Genomic DNA, 19877 nt, shown 5'->3' on the forward strand with positions numbered 1-19877 from the left:
CGCCGGCTACGTCTGGCCGAGCGCTTTCTCCACCAGGTACCGCGCCAGCACGCTCACGGTCGGGGGCTCGATGGCCCCCGAGTGCCCACCCGGCAGGGGCACCACGTCGATGCGCTCGCGCGGCACGTCCTGGCTCCAGCCGAGCGTCTCGTCCAGCGACGGGTTGCCCTCGGCCCGGAAGAGCAGCAGGCGCGCGCGCACGTCGGGCACGCGCCAGGTGCGCACCTGCGGCGGGAGGATTTCTCCGGCCAGGTGCCACATGCGCTTCAGGTCCGCGCCGGTGAAGTGGGGCGCCACGGTGCCCCGCTCCCTGGCACGGGCCGCCACGCGCTCCCATTGCGCGCCCTCCGATGACAGGCCCGCGAGCTCCGCTTCCAGCGCCGCGTCGAGCACCTCGAAGGTCTTCGCGAGTTGGAGCACCGGCGGCAGCGTCAGCGGCGCCACGGCATTGAGCGCCCGGACGGTCAGGGTGTCGATGAGGGCGAGCATGCGCACCTCCTCGCCCGAAGCCTCGAGCGCCGCGGCGACGCCGTAGGCCGGGTACCCACCGAAGGAGAAGCCGGCGAGCAGGTAGGGCCCGTGAGGCTGCACGGCGCGAATGTCCTCCGCGTAGGCGGCGACGCGCGCCTCGAAGGTGTCGAACCCGCGGTGCGACATCGTCTCTGGCGCCTGCAGGCCGTGGCAGCGCAGGTGCGGCGACAGCAGGGGCACGAGGTGGCGGTAGTAGTGCAGCTCCCCATCGCCGGGGTGCATGAGGAAGAGCCGCGGTGCCTCCGCGGAGGCTTCCGGCCCGGACAGGCGCACCACCCTGGAGAGCGGAGGCCCCTGCTCCAGCAGCTCTCGGAGCGCGTCGGTGGTCTCCTTCAGCACGGGGTACTGGAAGAGGGTGGCCAAGGGAACCGGAAGGCCGAATTCCTCCTCCATGCGCGCCAGGAGGCGCATGCCCAGGATGGAGTCTCCGCCGTGCTGGAAGAAGTCGTCGTCGGGCCCCAGGCCGGGCTGGTTGAGGACCTCTCGCCACAGGTTCAACAGCCGCATCTCCAGCGTGGAGCGGAGCTCCAGGGCCGTGGTGGGGTTCGCCGTAGGCTCTGGCGCCTTCGTGGCCGCGGCGTGGGCCTCCGGGTCGGGCAGGGCATGGCGGTCCACCTTGCCGTTGGCGTTGATGGGGAGCGCCTCCATGACGACGAAAGCCGCGGGCACCATGTACGACGGAAGCTGCTCCGCCACGTGCCCGCGCAGTGCCTCGACGGCCACGGCATCCGGTGGCGCCTGGACATAGGCCGCGAGCTGCTGGAGCCCCGTGGACGCGGTGCGGGCCAGCACCACCGCCTCCTCCACGCGTGGGAAGCGGCGCAGGCAGGCCTCGATTTCCGCCAGCTCGATGCGGAAGCCACGAATCTTCACCTGGTGGTCCGCGCGGCCCAGGAAGCGCAGGCGTCCGTCGGGTAGCATCCGGGCCAGGTCCCCCGTGTAGTACATGCGCGCGCCCGGCTCGGCGGAGAACGGGTCGGGGATGAATCGCTCGGCCGTCATGTTCGGCGCTCGCAGGTACCCGCGGGAGAGCGCCGCACCGCCGATGTACACGCGCCCTGGAAGGCCCGGCAGCACCGGCGTCAGGTGTTCGTCCAGGAGGTAGAAGCGCACGCGCGGAATCGGACGGCCAATGGGGAACGTGGCGTCGGTGCCCACGCCTTCCGCGCCGGGGATGTCACACGTGGCGGAGGTAATCGTGCACTCGGTGGGGCCGTAGACGTTGAGCCACGGGGCATGGCCGCCGCCCACGCGCACCCAGGCCTCGTACGTCTCGCGCTTGAGGACGTCACCGCCGGGGGCCAGCAGCCGCAGCCGCGCGGGCACCCGCTGCCCCAGCGCTTCCATCTGACGAATCCACTCCTCGATGTACGTGGGAGGCAGGCTGATGATGGTGATGTCCGTCTCCTCCAGGTACGGCGTCATCGCGTGCGCGGGCACCAGCCCGCTGCGCATCACCACCGTGGCGCCCACCGCGAGCGGCGGGTAGAGGTCCTCCGCCGCGGCGTCGAAGCTCAGCGGCGCGAACTGGAGCATCCGGTCCCCGGGCCGCAGTCCGAAGCGCGCGGCCATGGCGAGGTTGTGGTTGACCACGGAGCGGTGCTCCACCATCACCCCCTTGGGCTCGCCCGTGGAGCCCGAGGTGAAGACGATGTAGGCGAGCTGGGTGTCCGCCACCGCGCGCGGTCCGGGCTCCAGGTCCTCCGCCACGTGCTCGGGCCGAGGCGGCACCTCCACGTCTGGTACCAGCCCCTGGTGCGCGGCCAGGGCCTCCGCGTCCGCCCACAACCTGCGAACGCCGGCGCGCTCCAGCACGGTGCGCTTGCGGGGTTCGGGCCAGTTGATGTCCAGCGGGACGTAAGCGCCTCCCGCCTTGAGGATGCCCAGCAGCGCGGCCATGCCCTGCGCGGAAGGCTCCATCACGATGGCCACCCGCTCCTCGGGACGCAGGCCGCGTTCGAGCAGGTACCGCGCCAGCAGGTTGGCGCGGGCATTCAGCTCCGCGTAGCTCCAGGTCGTCGTGTCATGGGCCACCGCGGGCGCGTTCGGCGTGCGGCGCACCTGGGACTCGAAGAACGTGTGGATGCAGGTGCCGGCGGGCACGTCCTGTGGTCCACCCGCGAGGGCTGACAGCAGCTGGGCCTGCTGGGCCGCCGAGAGCAAGGGCAGCCGGGACAATGGCGCGTCCGGGGCACGCACGGCCTGAGACAGCAGGTGCTCGAACGCATGGGCCATGCGGCTGGACGTCGCGGGGGTGAAGAGGGCGCTGTCGGTGGCGAGCAGCCCCTCCATGCCACCTCCGGGGTGCTCCACCAGACTGAGCACCACGTCGTACGCGGGAATGACGCTGTCGCCGAGCAGCTCCGACGCGGAGAGTCCCTCGAAGGAAGGGCTGGAGAAGCGGTCCAGGACGAGCAGGGCCTGTGCCAGGAGCGGCGCGGTGCGGCTGGCGTCGGGTTGCACGGCGTCCGCGATGCGCTTGAAGGGCACCTCTTGGTGAGTGGTGGCGTGCAGCACCACGCCGTGGGCGCGGCGGAGCAGCTCACGGAAGGAGGGCTGCCCGGAGACATCGGTGCACAGGGGCAGGATGTTCGCGAAGTAGCCCACCCGGTGCTCCGTCTGCGGCAGGGTGCGTCCGGAGGACGGCGAGGCCACGACCACGTGCGACTGGGCGCTCAGCCGGTGGAGCCAGGCCTGCATCAACGCGAGCGTCGCGGTGAAGGTGGAGACGCCCTCCTGGCGCGCGAGTGCTTCCAGTGCGCTCAGGTCCCCGGACGCGAGTGTCAGCCGCGTGGGGCGCATGTTCGCGTTGAGCGCGGGAGCGCGGCGCGGGAAGTCGGTGGGCAGGTCCAGCACCGGCGGCGCGTGGGCCAGGGCCTGCTTCCAGGAGTCGAGGCTCGCGTCCACCTGACGCTGGTGCTCCGGGCTGCGTTGCCAGAGCGCGAAGTCGCCGTATTGGATGTCGGGTGGAAGTGGCGCGGGCGCGCCGGTGCGAGCCGCTCGATACGCCGCGACCAGTTCCTCCATGAACGCCTGCGTGCCCACGCCATCGGTGACGAGGTGGCTGAGCGAGGCGATGAAGGCATGCCGCAGCCCCGTCGTGTCGAGCTGGAGCAACTCGAAGCGATAGAGGGGGCCCTTCTGGATGTCGAAGTGCCGCTGGGCCTCTCGCGTAGCGGCTGCGCGCGCGGTGTGCTGCGCCTCTTCGAGCGGCAGGTGTGACAGGTCCGTTCGCGAGAGGACCGGACGCTGCGGGCCGTGCACCCTGGCGATGACGCGGTCTGCTTCCAGGTGGAAGGTCGTTCGCAGGGTCTCGTTGTGCTCCAGCACGGTTTCGAGGGCGGCTTCGAGCTTCGCCGCGTCGAGTGCGCCTTCGAGCACGAGGGACACCTGCACCACGTAGGGCGGAGCGTCCGGGAGCTGGAGCGCGTACCACAGGCGTTCCTGGACCAGCGACGCGGGGATTCGCGATGGCCTGGGGCTCGCGGGCCGCAGGACGTCTTGGGCCTGCGCCGCCGTGCCGATCACCTGGGCAAGCGCGGCGACGGAGGGAGAGGAGAAGAGAGAGGAGAGAGGAAGCTCGACGCCGAAGGAGGAGCGGATGCGAGCTGCGAGGCGAGTGGCGCTGAGGGAGTGTCCGCCGAGAGAGAAGAAGTCGTCGTGGCGAGAGAGGGAGGAGAGGCCGAGGACCTGGCAGAAGAGTTGAGCGAGGAGCTCCTCGACGTGGCCCTGAGGAGGAAGAGAGGGGGGAGAGTCGTCGGAGGGGAGAGGGAGGGAGGCGAGGGCGCGGCGGTCGACTTTGCCGTTGGGAGAGGTGGGGAGGGAGTCGAGGGAGAGGAGGCGAGAGGGCACCAAGGGTGCCGGGAGAGAGAGGGCGAGAGAGGGGAGGAGGGAGTCGGAGGAGAAGCCGGGGAGGAGGGAGACGAAGGCGACGAGGCGGACGTCGGAGGAGTGGGGAGAGGAGAGAGGAAGGACGGCGGCCTGACGGACGCCGGGGAGGAGGGAGAGGGCGGCCTCGACTTCCTCGGGCTCGACGCGGACGCCGCGCACCTTCACCTGGAAGTCAGTGCGTCCGAGGTAGGAGAGAGTGCCGTCGGGATTCCAGCGGACGCGGTCGCCGGTGCGGTAGAGGCGGGCGCCGGGGGTGGAGGAGAAGGCGTCAGGGACGAAGCGCTCGGCGGTGAGGTGAGGAAGAGCGCGGTAGCCGCGAGCGAGGCCTGCGCCGCCGAGGAAGAGCTCGCCCGGGACGCCGATGGGGACGGGGAGGCCCGCGTCGTCGAGGACGTAGGCGCGCACGCGAGGAAGGGGGCGTCCGAGGAGGGGAGGCGCGCCCGGGGAGAGGAGGTGGAGGGAGGAGAGGCAGGTGGCCTCGCAAGGGCCGTAGCCGTTGAGGAGGCGCACGGGGCCCTGGGAGAGGCGAAGGAGGAGAGAAGGGGGAGGAGGCTCGCCGCCGAGTTGGAGGAAGGAGAGGTTGAGGAAGGCGGCTTCAGCGCCGGCCTCTTCGAGGGCGGCGAGGAGGACGGAGGGTGTGGCGAGGAGGTGGGTGGCGCGGTAGCGGGAGGCGTGGCGGGAGAGTGAGTCGGGGCCAGTGGGGCGGAGGACGACGCGAGCGCCGCGAGTGAGGGGGTAGAGCAACTCGAGGACGTGGACGTCGAAGGCGACGGAGGCGGCGGCGAGGGTGCAGTCGCCAGGGAGAGAGGGGTAGAGGGCGTCAGCGGCGTCGAAGAGGTGAGAGAGGCTGCGGTGGGAGATTTCGACGGCCTTGGGTTGGCCGGTGGTGCCTGAGGTGAAGAGGACGAGGGCGAGGTGGTGAGGCGAGGCTGGGCGCAGCGGCGCGGAGTCGGGGCCGAATGCATCAGGCGAGACGAGGCGTACGCCAGTCAGCGGCTGGGAGAAGAGGCCGTGAGAAGCGACAACGAGGCGCGCTCCCGCCTGCTGAATGAGAGAAGCCCTGCGCGCCTCAGGGTGCGAAGGCTCCAGAGGAAGGTAAGCAGCGCCCGCCTTGAGGACAGCGAGGAGGGAGATGAGGAGCGAAGCAGAGCGCTCGACGCAGACGGCGACGACGGACTCGGGGCCGGCGCCAAGGGCCGAGAGGTGGCCTGCGAGGGCAGACGCGCGAGCGTCGAGCTGCTGGTAGGTGAGGGAGTCGTCGGAGTCGGCGACGAGCAGCGCGGTGGCGGCAGGCGTCCGCGCGACCTGCGCGTCCCAGAGCGAGACGAAGGTAGCGAGGGAGTCGAAGGGCCGCTCAGTGGCATTGAAGTCATGCAGCACTCGCTGGCGCTCCTCGGCGGAGAGCAGCGAGTGTGAGGCAAGCGGGGCCTGAGGAGCGGCGAGCGCGCTTTCGAGCAGCCGCAGGTAGTGCCCGAGCATCCGCTCCACGCTGCCTGCTTCGTACAGGTCACTGCTGTACTCCGCTCCAACATGCAGGCTGTCACCGTCTTCGAAGACATGCAGTGACAGATCCAGCTTTGCACTGGATGGGGAGACGGGGACCGAACGAGAGGACAGGGCTCCAAGGTGAAGCGGAGCGCCAGCGCGATTCCAGACGAAGGCGACCTGGACGAGCGGCGCGTGGTTGGGGCTGCGCTGGATGCCGAGGGCGTGGACAACGCGCTCGAAGGGAGCGTCCTGGTGAGAGAAGGCGTTGAGAGAAGTGGTGCGCGTGCGGGAGAGGAGTGAGGAGAAGGAGTCGTCGGAGAGGAAGCGTGTACGAAGGACGACGGTGTTGACGAAGAGGCCGACGACGTCCTCGGTGGCAGGGTGCGTGCGTCCGGAGACAGGAACGCCAACGCAGACGTCCAGCTGTCCGGAGTAGCGGTGCAGCAGCCCGGCGAAGGCGGCCTGGAGCGCCATGAACGGCGTCACCCCGTGCTCGCGGCAGATGGCTCGCAGCGCCTGGGTGAGGGCTGGTGAGAGTTGCTGTCCCTCAATGGAGCCTCCCCTTCCAGTGAGGACGGAGGGGCGCGGTTTGTCGGTGGGAAGCTGAAGCAGCCGTGGCGCGTCGGCGAGCTGGCGCACCCAGTATTCGCGCTGGCGTTCTTCACGCTCCTGGAGCCGAGGCATGCGCTGCCATACGGCCACGTCGGCCCAGCTCAGGTCCACCGGCGCGAGCGAGGGAAGCGAATCCTGGGTGAAGGCGAGATATGCCTCGGCCATCTCTCGCATCAAGACGGACAGCGACGTCCCATCCACCAGCAGGTGGTGGAAGACGAGCAACAAGACATGCCGCTGTGGCGTGAGCTGCCACAGGCGGAACCGGTAGAGCGGTCCTTCCGCCATCGAGAAGGGGCGATCTGCTTCGTGTCGAAGATGTGCCGTCAGCGTTGTGGCGGATGCGTCTGGCTCCAGATGCTCCACGGACAGCACGCGCGGAGCGGCTGGTTGCAACAGTGGGACGGGATGTCCGTCGCGTGAAGCGGGAACCGCCAATCGCAGCACCGTGTGTCGCGAGACCATCCAGTGGAGCGCGGCTTCCAGTGCCTCGATGTCCAGGGGCCCCGTGAGCTCCAGTGCTTCGGGCATGTGGTAGGCGCTGGAGTCGGGCTGCAACTGGTGCAGGAACCACATGCGCTCCTGCGAGTACGAAAGCCGCGCGCGCTCATCGTCGTGACGAGGCGTCGGCGCTGGCAGTGACGTCTCGATAGCGCCCTGGATTCCCTTCAGCTCACGAGCAAGCGCGGCGACGGAGGGAGAGGAGAAGAGAGAGGAGAGAGGAAGCTCGACGCCGAAGGAGGAGCGGATGCGAGCTGCGAGGCGAGTGGCGCTGAGGGAGTGTCCGCCGAGAGAGAAGAAGTCGTCGTGGCGAGAGAGGGAGGAGAGGCCGAGGACCTGGCAGAAGAGTTGAGCGAGGAGCTCCTCGACGTGGCCCTGAGGAGGAAGAGAGGGGGGAGAGTCGTCGGAGGGGAGAGGGAGGGAGGCGAGGGCGCGGCGGTCGACTTTGCCGTTGGGAGAGGTGGGGAGGGAGTCGAGGGAGAGGAGGCGAGAGGGCACCAAGGGTGCCGGGAGAGAGAGGGCGAGAGAGGGGAGGAGGGAGTCGGAGGAGAAGCCGGGGAGGAGGGAGACGAAGGCGACGAGGCGGACGTCGGAGGAGTGGGGAGAGGAGAGAGGAAGGACGGCGGCCTGACGGACGCCGGGGAGGAGGGAGAGGGCGGCCTCGACTTCCTCGGGCTCGACGCGGACGCCGCGCACCTTCACCTGGAAGTCAGTGCGTCCGAGGTAGGAGAGAGTGCCGTCGGGATTCCAGCGGACGCGGTCGCCGGTGCGGTAGAGGCGGGCGCCGGGGGTGGAGGAGAAGGCGTCAGGGACGAAGCGCTCGGCGGTGAGGTGAGGAAGAGCGCGGTAGCCGCGAGCGAGGCCTGCGCCGCCGAGGAAGAGCTCGCCCGGGACGCCGATGGGGACGGGGAGGCCCGCGTCGTCGAGGACGTAGGCGCGCACGCGAGGAAGGGGGCGTCCGAGGAGGGGAGGCGCGCCCGGGGAGAGGAGGTGGAGGGAGGAGAGGCAGGTGGCCTCGCAAGGGCCGTAGCCGTTGAGGAGGCGCACGGGGCCCTGGGAGAGGCGAAGGAGGAGAGAAGGGGGAGGAGGCTCGCCGCCGAGTTGGAGGAAGGAGAGGTTGAGGAAGGCGGCTTCAGCGCCGGCCTCTTCGAGGGCGGCGAGGAGGACGGAGGGTGTGGCGAGGAGGTGGGTGGCGCGGTAGCGGGAGGCGTGGCGGGAGAGTGAGTCGGGGCCAGTGGGGCGGAGGACGACGCGAGCGCCGCGAGTGAGGGGGTAGAGCAACTCGAGGACGTGGACGTCGAAGGCGACGGAGGCGGCGGCGAGGGTGCAGTCGCCAGGGAGAGAGGGGTAGAGGGCGTCAGCGGCGTCGAAGAGGTGAGAGAGGCTGCGGTGGGAGATTTCGACGGCCTTGGGTTGGCCGGTGGTGCCTGAGGTGAAGAGGACGAGGGCGAGGTGGTGAGGCGAGGCTGGGCGCAGCGGCGCGGAGTCGGGGCCGAATGCATCAGGCGAGACGAGGCGTACGCCAGTCAGCGGCTGGGAGAAGAGGCCGTGAGAAGCGACAACGAGGCGCGCTCCCGCCTGCTGAATGAGAGAAGCCCTGCGCGCCTCAGGGTGCGAAGGCTCCAGAGGAAGGTAAGCAGCGCCCGCCTTGAGGACAGCGAGGAGGGAGATGAGGAGCGAAGCAGAGCGCTCGACGCAGACGGCGACGACGGACTCGGGGCCGGCGCCAAGGGCCGAGAGGTGGCCTGCGAGGGCAGACGCGCGAGCGTCGAGCTGCTGGTAGGTGAGGGAGTCGTCGGAGTCGGCGATGAGCAGTGCGGTGGCGGCAGGCGTCCGCGCAACCTGAGCGTCCCAGAGCGAGACGAAGGTGGCGAGGGAGTCGAAGGGCCGCTCAGTGGCATTGAAGTCATGCAGCACTCGCTGGCGCTCCTCGGCGGAGAGCAACGAGTGTGAGGCAAGCGCGGCCTGAGGCGCGGCGAGCGCGCTTTCGAGCAGTCGCAGGTAGTGCCCGAGCATCCGCTCCACGCTGCCTGCTTCGTACAGGTCACTGCTGTACTCCGCCGAGAGCTCAAAACCCTGCGAGTCCTCGCGCACCAGCAGCGCGAGATCCAGCTTCGCGCTGGAAGACGGAACGGAAAGCGGACGAGAAGCGCTGGCCCCGAGGTGAAGCGGAGCGCCAGCGCGATTCCAGACGAAGGCGACCTGGACGAGCGGCGCGTGGTTGGCGCTGCGCTGGATGCCGAGGGCGTGGACGACGCGCTCGAAGGGAGCGTCCTGGTGAGAGAAGGCGTCGAGAGAAGTGGTGCGCGTGCGGGAGAGGAGTGAGGAGAAGGAGTCGTCGGAGAGGAAGCGTGTACGAAGGACGACGGTGTTGACGAAGAGGCCGACGACGTCCTCGGTGGCAGGGTGCGTGCGTCCGGAGACAGGAACGCCAACGCAGACGTCCAGCTGTCCGGAGTAGCGGTGCAGCAGCCCGGCGAAGGCGGCCTGGAGCGCCATGAACGGCGTCACCCCGTGCTCGCGGCAGAAGGCTCGCAGCGTTCCATCCAGCTCGGCCGAAAGACGGAGACCGGAAACGAGTCCACCCTTGCCCGTGAGCGCGGCGGGACGCGGTGTGTCCGTGGGAAGCTGAAGCAGCGGTGGCGCGTCGGCGAGCTCGCGCATCCAGTACGTCAGGTGTGCATCCTCATGCGCGCGCAGAGGCTCGGTGCGCTGCCAGGTGGCGACGTCCGCGTTGTCCAGTGCGACGCGTGGAGCCGCAGGAGACCCTCCCTGTTGGAAGGACGGGTACGCCTCCGCCAGTTCGTTCAGCAGCAGGGAAAGGCTGTGCCCGTCGACCAGCAGGTGGTGGAAGACGAGCAACAGGACGTGATGCTCAGAAGAGAGCCGCCACAGGTGGAAGCGGTACAGCGGCCCATCCTCCATGGAGAACGGGCGCTCGGCTTCCTGCTGCAAGCACTGTTCGAGTGCCTCTGGCGCGAGCTCAAGCGTCTCCACCTCCAGCACGCGCTCCGGAACAGCGATGAGCCTCGGCGCCGGGTTCCCGTCGGAAGAGGCAGGCACCACCAGCCGCAACACGGCATGCCGTGAGACCAGCCATTGGAGCGAAGCTTCCAGTGCCGCCACGTCCAGCGGTCCCGTGAGTTCCAGGGCCTCGGGCAGGTGATAGGCGCTGGACTCGGGCTGCAACCGGTGCAGGAGCCACATCCGTTCCTGCGCGGACGAAAGCACCGCACGTTCGCCATCCTCACGACGCTCGGGCGCCGGCAACACGAGCCTCGCGGTGCCCTGGACTCGAGCCAGTTCCCGCGCGAGTCCAGCCACGCTCGGCGATGCGAACAGGGCGGTGAGTGGCAGCGCGGCGCCGAAGGACTGCCGGACCCGGGCCATCAGCCGTGTGGCACTGAGCGAATGCCCCCCCAGGCTGAAGAAGTCATCGTCTCGGGCGACAGACGTGACACCGAGCACCTGGCAGAACACCTGCGCCAGAAGCTCTTCCACGGGACCCCGTGGAGGCTCACCCCGAGGCGCTGACTCCACCGCGTGCGAGGGCAGTGCCGCCAGGGCTCCACGGTCCACCTTGCCACTGGTTGTCGTGGGGAGTGCATCCACCGCGAGGATGGCGGAAGGCACCATGTGCTCTGGCAGCAGTTGCTTCAGGTGCGCCCGAAGGGACGCCAGTTCTAGCGTGGAGGCGCGCACGGACTGGGGCACCACGTAGGCAACCAGGCGCGAGTCACCCGGGGCGTCCTCTCGCACCAGGGCCACCGCGGCGCGCACGCCGGGGGCTGCAAGGAGCGCTGTTTCCACTTCCGCCAGCTCGATGCGGAAGCCCCGCACCTTCACCTGCGTGTCGACGCGGCCCAGGTACTCCAGCGTTCCATGGGCCCGCCACCGGACCTGGTCACCCGTGCGGTAGAGCCGCTCGCCGGGCGTGGTGCCGAAGGGGTTGGGAATGAAGCGCTCGGCGGTGAGCGCCGGCTGGCCCAGGTAACCACGCGCCAGGCTCGCTCCCGCGATGTAAAGCTCGCCCGGAAGGCCCAGTGGCACGGGCTCCAGGTGCGCATCCAGGACGTACATGCACACGTTGGCGAACGGCCGTCCGATGGAGGGCCGCCCGGCGTCGATGGGATGCGCGGTGACGTCCACCGTGCACTCGGTGGGGCCATACACGTTGAAGCAGGTGAGGCCCGGATGGCGGACGAGCCGCTCCCACAGCACCTCGTCCACGGCTTCGCCGCCCACGAGCACGCGCAGCGGGTGACGCCCACCCAAGCCCTCGTCCAGCAGCAGCCGCAGGTGCGACGGGACACAATCGAAGACGTCCACACGCTGTTCCACCAGCCATGCGCACAGCTTCGAAACATCGTCACGGACAGGTTGGGGAACGACGCAGAGCGTGTGCCCGTCCGCCAGTTGCACCAGTTGTTGAACCGAGGCGTCGAACGAAATCGATGCGTTGAGGCTGACGCGCAGCGGGCCTGTCGTGCCGGCGTAGGCGGACTCCGCCAGCGCTGCACGCAGGTTCATCATCGAGCCGTGCTGCACCATGATGCCCTTGGGCTGGCCGGTGCTTCCGGACGTGTAGATGACGTAGGCCAGATGCTCCGGCGCGGTGACGCGAGGTGGGTTGGCGTCACCCTGCGCTGGCATGTCCGCCACGGCGTCCACGCACAGGGTGGGGATGCCGAATGGCTCGACGGACGCGAGCAGCGACGATTGAGTCAGCGCCAGCTGGACTCCACTGTCCTGGAGCACGCGCGCGATTCGTTCGCGAGGATAGGCCGCGTCCACGGGAACGTAGGCCCCGCCTGCCTTCAGGATGCCGAGCACGCCCGTGGCCAGGTCCACCCCGCGCTCCAGGATGAGGGCCACGCGGACTTCGGGGGCGACGCCGCGGGCTCGCAGAGCCCAGGCCACCTGGTTCGCTCGGCGATTGAGCGCGTCATAGGTGAGTACCTGCCGGCCATCGACGACGGCGAGCGCGTCCGGTGTCCGGATCGCCCACGCCTCGAAGCGCTCGTGCAATGCGCCTTCCCAGGCAATCATCCGCTGCGTGTCGTTCCAGGCGCGCAGCAACTGCCCCCGCTCGCTGTCGGACGCCATGGGCAGGGTGTCCAGCCGAGAGGATGGCGACTGGAGCGCATGTTCGAGCAGGCGCGAGTAATGGCTCTGCAGGCGTTCGACGGTTTCGGCCTCGAACAGGTCGGTGCTGTAGCTGGCGGCGAGTGAGAACCCCTCCGGCGACTCGGTCATCACGACCGACAGGTCGAACTGGCTCGTGGCCAGCTCGGGCCACAGGGGCCGTCCGTGGAGTCCAGGCAGTGCTTCCGCCAGGGCGTGTCCGGCGCGAATCAATCCGAACATCACCTGGAAGAGCGGGGAGTGGCGCGGACTGCGCTGCACATCCAAGGCCTGCACCACCCGCTCGAAGGGGGCGTCCTGGTGGGCGATGCTTTCGAGCACGGTGGTACGGACCCGTGCGAGCAGGGACGCGAAGGAATCCTCCGGCTGCGCGTGCATGCGCAGCACCACCGTGTTGACGAAGAGGCCGACGACGTCCTCGGTGGCCGGGTGGGTTCGCCCCGCCATCGGGGTGCCCACACAGACTTCGGGCTGGTCCGAGTAACGGTGGAGCAGTGCCGCGAAGGCCGCGTAGAGCACCATGAACGGTGTCACGCCCTGCAGGCGGCAGAAGTCGTGAAGGGCCGCCGACACCTCGGGTGCCAGGGGCCGCTGTGCGGTCACTCGCCCCTGGCTCGACAGCACGGCGGGACGAGGCTTGTCCGTGGGAAGCGAGAGCAGCCGGGGTGCATCCGCGAGCTGGCGGGTCCAATAGGCCAGGTGCGCGTCTTCGTGCGCGAGCACGGCCTCGGTTCGTTGCCAGGCCGCGACATCGGCCCAGTCCAGCGTCACGGGCGGCAGCTCGGGAGCTGCGGCCTGCTGGAACGCCCGATAGGCCACGCCCAGTTCGCGCAACAGGACGGAGAGGGCCAGTTCATCCACCAGCAGGTGGTGGAATACGAGCAGCAGCGCATGCCGCTCGGGTGAGAGCCGCCACAGGTGGAAGCGGTAGAGCGGGCCCTCCGCCATGGGGAAGACGCGCTCGGCTTCGAGGCGCAGCCGCTCTTCCAGCACAAGCGGCGCGTCCGACAGCGTCTGCACGGTCAGGACGCGCTCAGGGACGTCACGGAGGAAGGGAGCAGGGCGTCCTTCGTCAGAGGGGACGGCGAGTCGCAGCACGGCATGGCGTGACACCAGCCAGCGGAGAGCGGACTCCAGCGCATCGACGTCCAGAGCGCCCTGAAGGAGAGCGGCTTCGGGGATGTGGTAGGCGGAGGAGTCGGGCTGGAGTTGCTGGATGAACCACAAGCGCTCCTGAGTGGAGGAGAGCACCGGCGCGGAGGCCTCGGCTCTCGGAGTGGGCGCAGGCAGGAGCGACTTCCCGGTGCCCGAGAGTCCTTCGACTTCGCGAGCGAGAGAAGCGACGGAAGGGGCGGAGAAGAAGGAGGAGAGAGGGAGGTCGACGCCGAGAGAAGAGCGGATGCGAGCGACGAGACGGGTGGCGCTGAGGGAGTGGCCACCGAGGGAGAAGAAGTCGTCGTTGCGGGAGAGAGAGGAGAGGCCGAGGACCTGGCAGAAGAGCTGAGCGAGAGCGACTTCGAGAGGGCCGGAGGGCGACTGGAAGGGCGCGTCGGAGGAAGAGGCGGGGAGAGGAAGGGAGGAGAGGGCGCGGCGGTCGACTTTGCCGTTGGTGGTGGTGGGGAGAGAGGGGAGTGAGACGAGGGGAGAAGGAAGGAGTGCCTCGGGGAGGAGGCGTGAGAGTTGGTGTCGGAGTGAGGAGGGGAGGAAGGGGGTGGCGTCGTCGAGGACGAGGAAGGCGACGAGGCGGACGTCGGAGGAGTGAGGAGAGGAGAGAGGAAGGACGGCGGCCTGACGGACGCCCGGGAGGCGGCAGAGGGCGGCCTCGACTTCCTCGGGCTCGACACGGACGCCGCGCACCTTGAGCTGGAAGTCGGTGCGTCCGAGGTAGGAGAGAGTGCCGTCGGGATTCCAGCGGACACGGTCGCCGGTGCGGTAGAGGCGGGCGCCGGGGTTGGAGGAGAAGGCGTCGGGGACGAAGCGCTCAGCGGTGAGGTGAGGCAGGGCGCGGTAGCCGCGAGCGAGGCCTTCGCCGCCGAGGAAGAGCTCGCCCGGGACGCCGATGGGAGTGGGAAGTCCGGCCTCGTCGAGGACGTAGGCTTGAGAGCGAGCCAGCGGCTGGCCCAGGCGGACGGGGCGGTGGGCTTCCACCTTCTCGGCCACCACGCAGATGGTCGTCTCCGTCGGGCCGTAGGTATTGAGCAGTTGCAGGGACGAATCCTGGAGCTGCCGCGTCAACGCGTCCGGCAGCGCCTCGCCTCCCGAGATGAGGCGCTTGAGTGAGCGAAGCGCCGCAACGGCTCCGGGCTCCTCCATCGCGGTGGCCAGCGACGACGGCGTGGTGCTGACGTGCGTGATGCCGTGGCGGGCAATGTCTCCTCCCAACCCCAGCGGCCCCACGTCACGCAGAATGACCGTGGCGCCTCGAGTGAGCCCGTAGAACAGCTCTTCCAGGTGGATGTCGAAGGAGAAGCTGCTGGAGGAGGCCCAGCAGTCACCGGGGCGCGTGTCGTAGAGGGCGTCGAAGGAGTCGAAGGCGTGGACGAGGGAGCGGTGAGAAAGCTCGACGCCCTTGGGCTCGCCAGTAGAGCCGGAGGTGAAGAGGAGGTAGGCGAGCGAGTCCGGAAGGACGAGAGGAAGGGGGAGCGAAGAAGAGGAAGCCGGAGGCGTTGGCTGGACGAGGGGAATCGTCAGCGAGGAGTCGGAGAAGAACTCCGGGCGGGAGAGGACGAAGCGAGCGCGGGCGCGGTGGAGGAGAGAGGCACGGCGCTCGGGCGGGTGCGTGGCTTCGAGGGGAAGGCAGGTAGCGCCACTGAGGAGGATGGCGAGGAGGCCGACGACGGCGTCATCGGAGCGCTCAAGGCACAGGCCGACGACGTCCTCAGGGAGGACGCCCAGGCCCAGCAGGCGCTGGGCAAGGCGGGTGGCGCGGGCGTGGAGCTGGGAGAAGGAGAAGCGAAGGCCGGAGGAGGCGAGGACAAGGGCGGTGGCGTCGGGAGTGCGAGCGACCTGCGCCGTCCAGAGGGAGGCCACCGAGGCGAGGGAGTCGAAAGGCCTGGAGGTGGCGTTGAAGGAGAAGAGGACCTGCTGGCGCTCGGAGGCGGAGAGCAGGTCGATGGAGGCGAGAGGCGCGGAGGGAGCAGCGAGGGCGCCCTCGAGCAGGCGCAGGTAGTGGCCCACCATGCGCTGGATGGAGTCGTGCTCGAACAGGTCGGTGCTGTACTGCACCGTCACGCCGAAACCTTCCGTGCTGGCTTGCACCGTCAGCGACAGATCGAAGTGCGTGGTGTGGATGTCCAGTTCCAGCGGGCGCGCATCAAGCCCAGGGAATGCGCCCGTCAACGCATCGCCCTGCTGGTACAGGTCGAACATCACCTGGAAGAGCGGTGAGTGAGCGGGAGTGCGCTCCACGCCAAGCGCACGGACGATGCGCTCGAAGGGAACGTCCTGGTGGGACATGGCCTCTAGGGTGGTGGCGCGGACCTCGGAGAGCAGCGAGTCGAAGGAACTCTTCGCGCGCACCTGGCTGCGCAGCACCAGCGTGTTCACCAGGGTGCCGACGATGTCCTCGGTGGCCGGATGGGTGCGGCCCGCGACGGGCGTGCCCACGCAGAAGTCGGACTGCTGCGAATAGCGGTGCAGCAGCGCGGCGAAGGCCGCGTAGAACACCATGAATGGCGTGACTTGCCGCTCGCGGCAGAGTGCGCGCACGGCCTCGTTCAGGTGAATGGACAGCGGCTCACGGCGGGTCAGCCGTCCCCGAGGTGAGAGGAGGGGGGGCCGCGCCTTGTCCGTGGGAAGCGAAAGGACTGCCGGTGCGCCGGTGAGCTGCTGTTTCCAGTAATCGAGCTGCGCGTCCTCGCTCGCGAGCACAGGGGCACTGCGCTGCCAGACCGCCACGTCCGCCCAGTCCAGTGTCAGAGGCGGCAGCTCGGGAGCTGCGGCCTGCTGGAACGCCCGATAGGCCACGCCCAATTCGCGGACCAGGATGGACAGGGACAAGCCATCCACCGCCAGGTGGTGGAAGACGAGCGACAGGACGTGGTGCTCGGCGGACAGCGTCAGCAGGCTGAAGCGATAGAGCGGGCCATGCTCCATCGAGAACGGCGTGTCGATCTCCTGACGCGTCCAGGGCTGCACCTCGTCGGCGTCCTCCGCCTTCTGGTGACGGAGGACGCGCTCAGGGACGTCACGGAGGAAGGGAGCAGGACGTCCTTCGTCAGAGGGGACGGCGAGTCGCAGCACGGCATGGCGTGACACCAGCCAGCGGAGAGCGGACTCCAGCGCATCGACGTCCAGAGCGCCCTGAAGGAGAGCGGCTTCGGGGATGTGGTAGGCGGAGGAGTCGGGCTGGAGTTGCTGGATGAACCACAAGCGCTCCTGAGTGGAGGAGAGCACCGGCGCGGAGGCCTCGGCTCTCGGAGTGGGCGCAGGCAGGAGCGACTTCCCGGTGCCCGAGAGTCCTTCGACTTCGCGAGCGAGAGAAGCGACGGAAGGGGCGGAGAAGAAGGAGGAGAGAGGGAGGTCGACGCCGAGAGAAGAGCGGATGCGAGCGACGAGACGGGTGGCGCTGAGGGAGTGGCCACCGAGGGAGAAGAAGTCGTCGTTGCGGGAGAGAGAGGAGAGGCCGAGGACCTGGCAGAAGAGCTGAGCGAGAGCGACTTCGAGAGGGCCGGAGGGCGACTGGAAGGGCGCGTCGGAGGAAGAGGCGGGGAGAGGAAGGGAGGAGAGGGCGCGGCGGTCGACTTTGCCGTTGGTGGTGGTGGGGAGAGAGGGGAGTGAGACGAGGGGAGAAGGAAGGAGTGCCTCGGGGAGGAGGCGTGAGAGTTGGTGTCGGAGTGAGGAGGGGAGGAAGGGGGTGGCGTCGTCGAGGACGAGGAAGGCGACGAGGCGGACGTCGGAGGAGTGAGGAGAGGAGAGAGGAAGGACGGCGGCCTGACGGACGCCCGGGAGGCGGCAGAGGGCGGCCTCGACTTCCTCGGGCTCGACACGGACGCCGCGCACCTTGAGCTGGAAGTCGGTGCGTCCGAGGTAGGAGAGAGTGCCGTCGGGATTCCAGCGGACACGGTCGCCGGTGCGGTAGAGGCGGGCGCCGGGGTTGGAGGAGAAGGCGTCGGGGACGAAGCGCTCAGCGGTGAGGTGAGGCAGGGCGCGGTAGCCGCGAGCGAGGCCTTCGCCGCCGAGGAAGAGCTCGCCCGGGACGCCGATGGGAGTGGGAAGTCCGGCCTCGTCGAGGACGTAGGCTTGAGAGCGAGCCAGCGGCTGGCCCAGGCGGACGGGGCGGTGGGCTTCCACCTTCTCGGCCACCACGCAGATGGTCGTCTCCGTCGGGCCGTAGGCATTGATGAGCGACGTTCGCGTCAGCGCCAATTGCTCCACCAGTGGCTCGGGCAAGGCCTCACCGCCCACGACAATGGCCTTCATGGAACGCAGCGCTTCGGGCGCTCCAGGTTCCTCCATCGCGGTGGCCAGCGATGAAGGTGTGATGACGATGTGGGTGATGCCGTGGCGGGTGATGTCGCGCCCCAGCCCCAGCGGCCCCACGTCGCGCAGCACCGTTGTCCCTCCGCGTGTCAGGCAGAAGAGGACATCCTCCAGATGCATGTCGAAGGAGAAGCTGCTGGAGGAGGCCCAGCAGTCACCGGGGCGCGTGTCGTAGAGGGCGTCGAAGGAGTCGAAGGCGTGGACGAGGGAGCGGTGGGAGAGTTCAACGCCCTTGGGCTCGCCAGTAGAGCCGGAGGTGAAGAGGAGGTAGGCGAGCGAGTCCGGAAGGACGAGAGGAAGGGGGAGCGAAGAAGAGGAAGCCGGGGGCGTCGGCTGGACGAGGGGAATCGTCAGCGAGGAGTCGGAGAAGAACTCCGGGCGGGAGAGGACGAAGCGAGCGCGGGCGCGGTGGAGGAGAGAGGCACGGCGCTCGGGCGGGTGCGTGGCTTCGAGGGGAAGGCAGGTAGCGCCACTGAGGAGGATGGCGAGGAGGCCGACGACGGCGTCATCGGAGCGCTCGAGGCACAGGCCGACGACGTCCTCTGGGAGGACGCCCAGGCCCAGCAGGTGCTGGGCAAGGCGGGTGGCGCGGGCGTGGAGCTGGGAGAAGGAGAAGCGAAGGCCGGAGGAGGCGAGGACAAGGGCGGTGGCGTCGGGAGTGCGAGCGACCTGCGCCGTCCAGAGGGAGGCCACCGAGGCGAGGGAGTCGAAAGGCCTGGAGGTGGCGTTGAAGGAGAAGAGGACCTGCTGGCGCTCGGAGGAGGAGAGCAGGTCGATGGAGGCGAGAGGCGCGGAGGGAGCAGCGAGGGCGCCCTCGAGCAGGCGCAGGTAGTGGCCCACCATGCGCTGGATGGAGTCGTGCTCGAACAGGTCGGTGCTGTACTGCACCGTCACGCCGAAGCCAGAGGGGCCTTCGATGATGGTGAGCGACAGGTCGAACTGGCTGGTCCCGGTATCCACATGGAGCGCGCGAGCGCCCACGCCCGAGAACGCGCCCGCCAGCGAGTCCTCTTCCTGGTACAGGTCGAACATCACCTGGAAGAGCGGTGAGTGACCGGGGTTGCGCTCCGCTTGCACTGCCTCGATGACTCGCTCGAACGGTGCTTCCTGGTGTGAGTACGCGGCGAGCGCGCATTCCCTCGCACGCATCAGCAGCCCGGCGAAGGTGTCACCCGTCCGCACCTGGGCGCGCAGGACCACGGTGTTGATGAACAGCCCGACCACGCCTTCCAGGGACAGGTGCGTGCGGCCCGCGACGGGCGTGCCCACGCAGAAGTCGGACTGCTGCGAGTAGCGGTGCAGCAGCGCGGCGAAGGCCGTGTAGAACACCATGAACGGGGTGACCTGCCGCTCGCGGCAGAGTGTGCGCACGGCCTCGGCCAGCGCCGAAGAGACTGGGAGCAGCTGGGTCTGGACGCCCTGGTCCGTGCGCACCGGCGGGCGCGGCTTGTCGGTGGGCATCTCCAGGATGTGCGGAACCCCGGCGAGCTGCTCCTTCCAATACGCGACGTGGGCCGCCTCGCGCGCCGCGACAGCGGGCGTCCGCTGCCAGGCCGCGAAGTCCGTGTACTCCAGCGGCAGAGGCGTCAGGTCGGGGGCCTGCCCACGGACGCGCGCCGTGTAGAGGACGCCCAGCTCGCGCATCAACACGTTGTAGCTCCAGCCGTCCACCACGAGGTGGTGCAGGGACAACGTGAAGACGTGCCGCTGTGCGGACATGCGGAAGAGGCAGAAGCGATACAGGGGCCCCTGGGCCAGGACGAAGGGCCGCTGGGCTTCTTCCCGCAACCGGCGCTCCAGCAACGTCTCGGGCGCCGCATCGGTCGAGAGGTCCTCGGTCACCAGGACCTGTGCGGCGACGTCTTGCACACCCAGCAGGGGATGTCCCTCGGGTGAGGAGGGCATGATGGAGCGGAGCGCGCGGTGCCGTGCCAGCAGTTGCCGCAGCGCCGCGTCGAGCGCGCCGGCATCTACGTCACCGGAGAGCTCCACCGCGCGCACCACGTTGTACGCGGCGGACGCGGGAGCAAGCTGATGCAGGAACCACATCCGCTCCTGCGCGGAGGAGGGCTCCGCTCGCGTGTCGTCCCCGCGCCGGGTGGGCCCCGTGCCCTGGAGGGTGTTCTGTCCGGTGGCGGTGTCCGGAGTGCCGCGCTTCAGCAGCTTCTGCAGCAGCGCGCGCTTCTCCTCCGGAGTCAGCGAGTCCAGGTCGGTACGCGAGGTCATGT

At 69.2% G+C, this 19877-nt stretch carries 1 protein-coding gene; it reads right to left on the reverse strand.

Translation table 11 applies throughout. The features are described from left to right. Positions 1 to 6: 6 nt before the first annotated feature. Positions 7 to 19875, reverse strand: coding sequence for a non-ribosomal peptide synthetase (locus BHS09_RS08085; RefSeq protein WP_140797583.1), 19869 nt, complete (start codon positions 19873 to 19875; stop codon positions 7 to 9). Positions 19876 to 19877 lie beyond the last annotated feature (2 nt).

Origin of the sequence: Myxococcus xanthus, from assembly GCF_006402735.1 — a bacterium.
Classification (GTDB): domain Bacteria; phylum Myxococcota; class Myxococcia; order Myxococcales; family Myxococcaceae; genus Myxococcus; species Myxococcus xanthus_A.

Bases quoted from the DNA above. Each gene is read 5' to 3' on its own strand.
- BHS09_RS08085 (WP_140797583.1), bottom strand. From the start codon at position 19,875: ATGACCTCGCGTACCGACCTGGACTCGCTGACTCCGGAGGAGAAGCGC.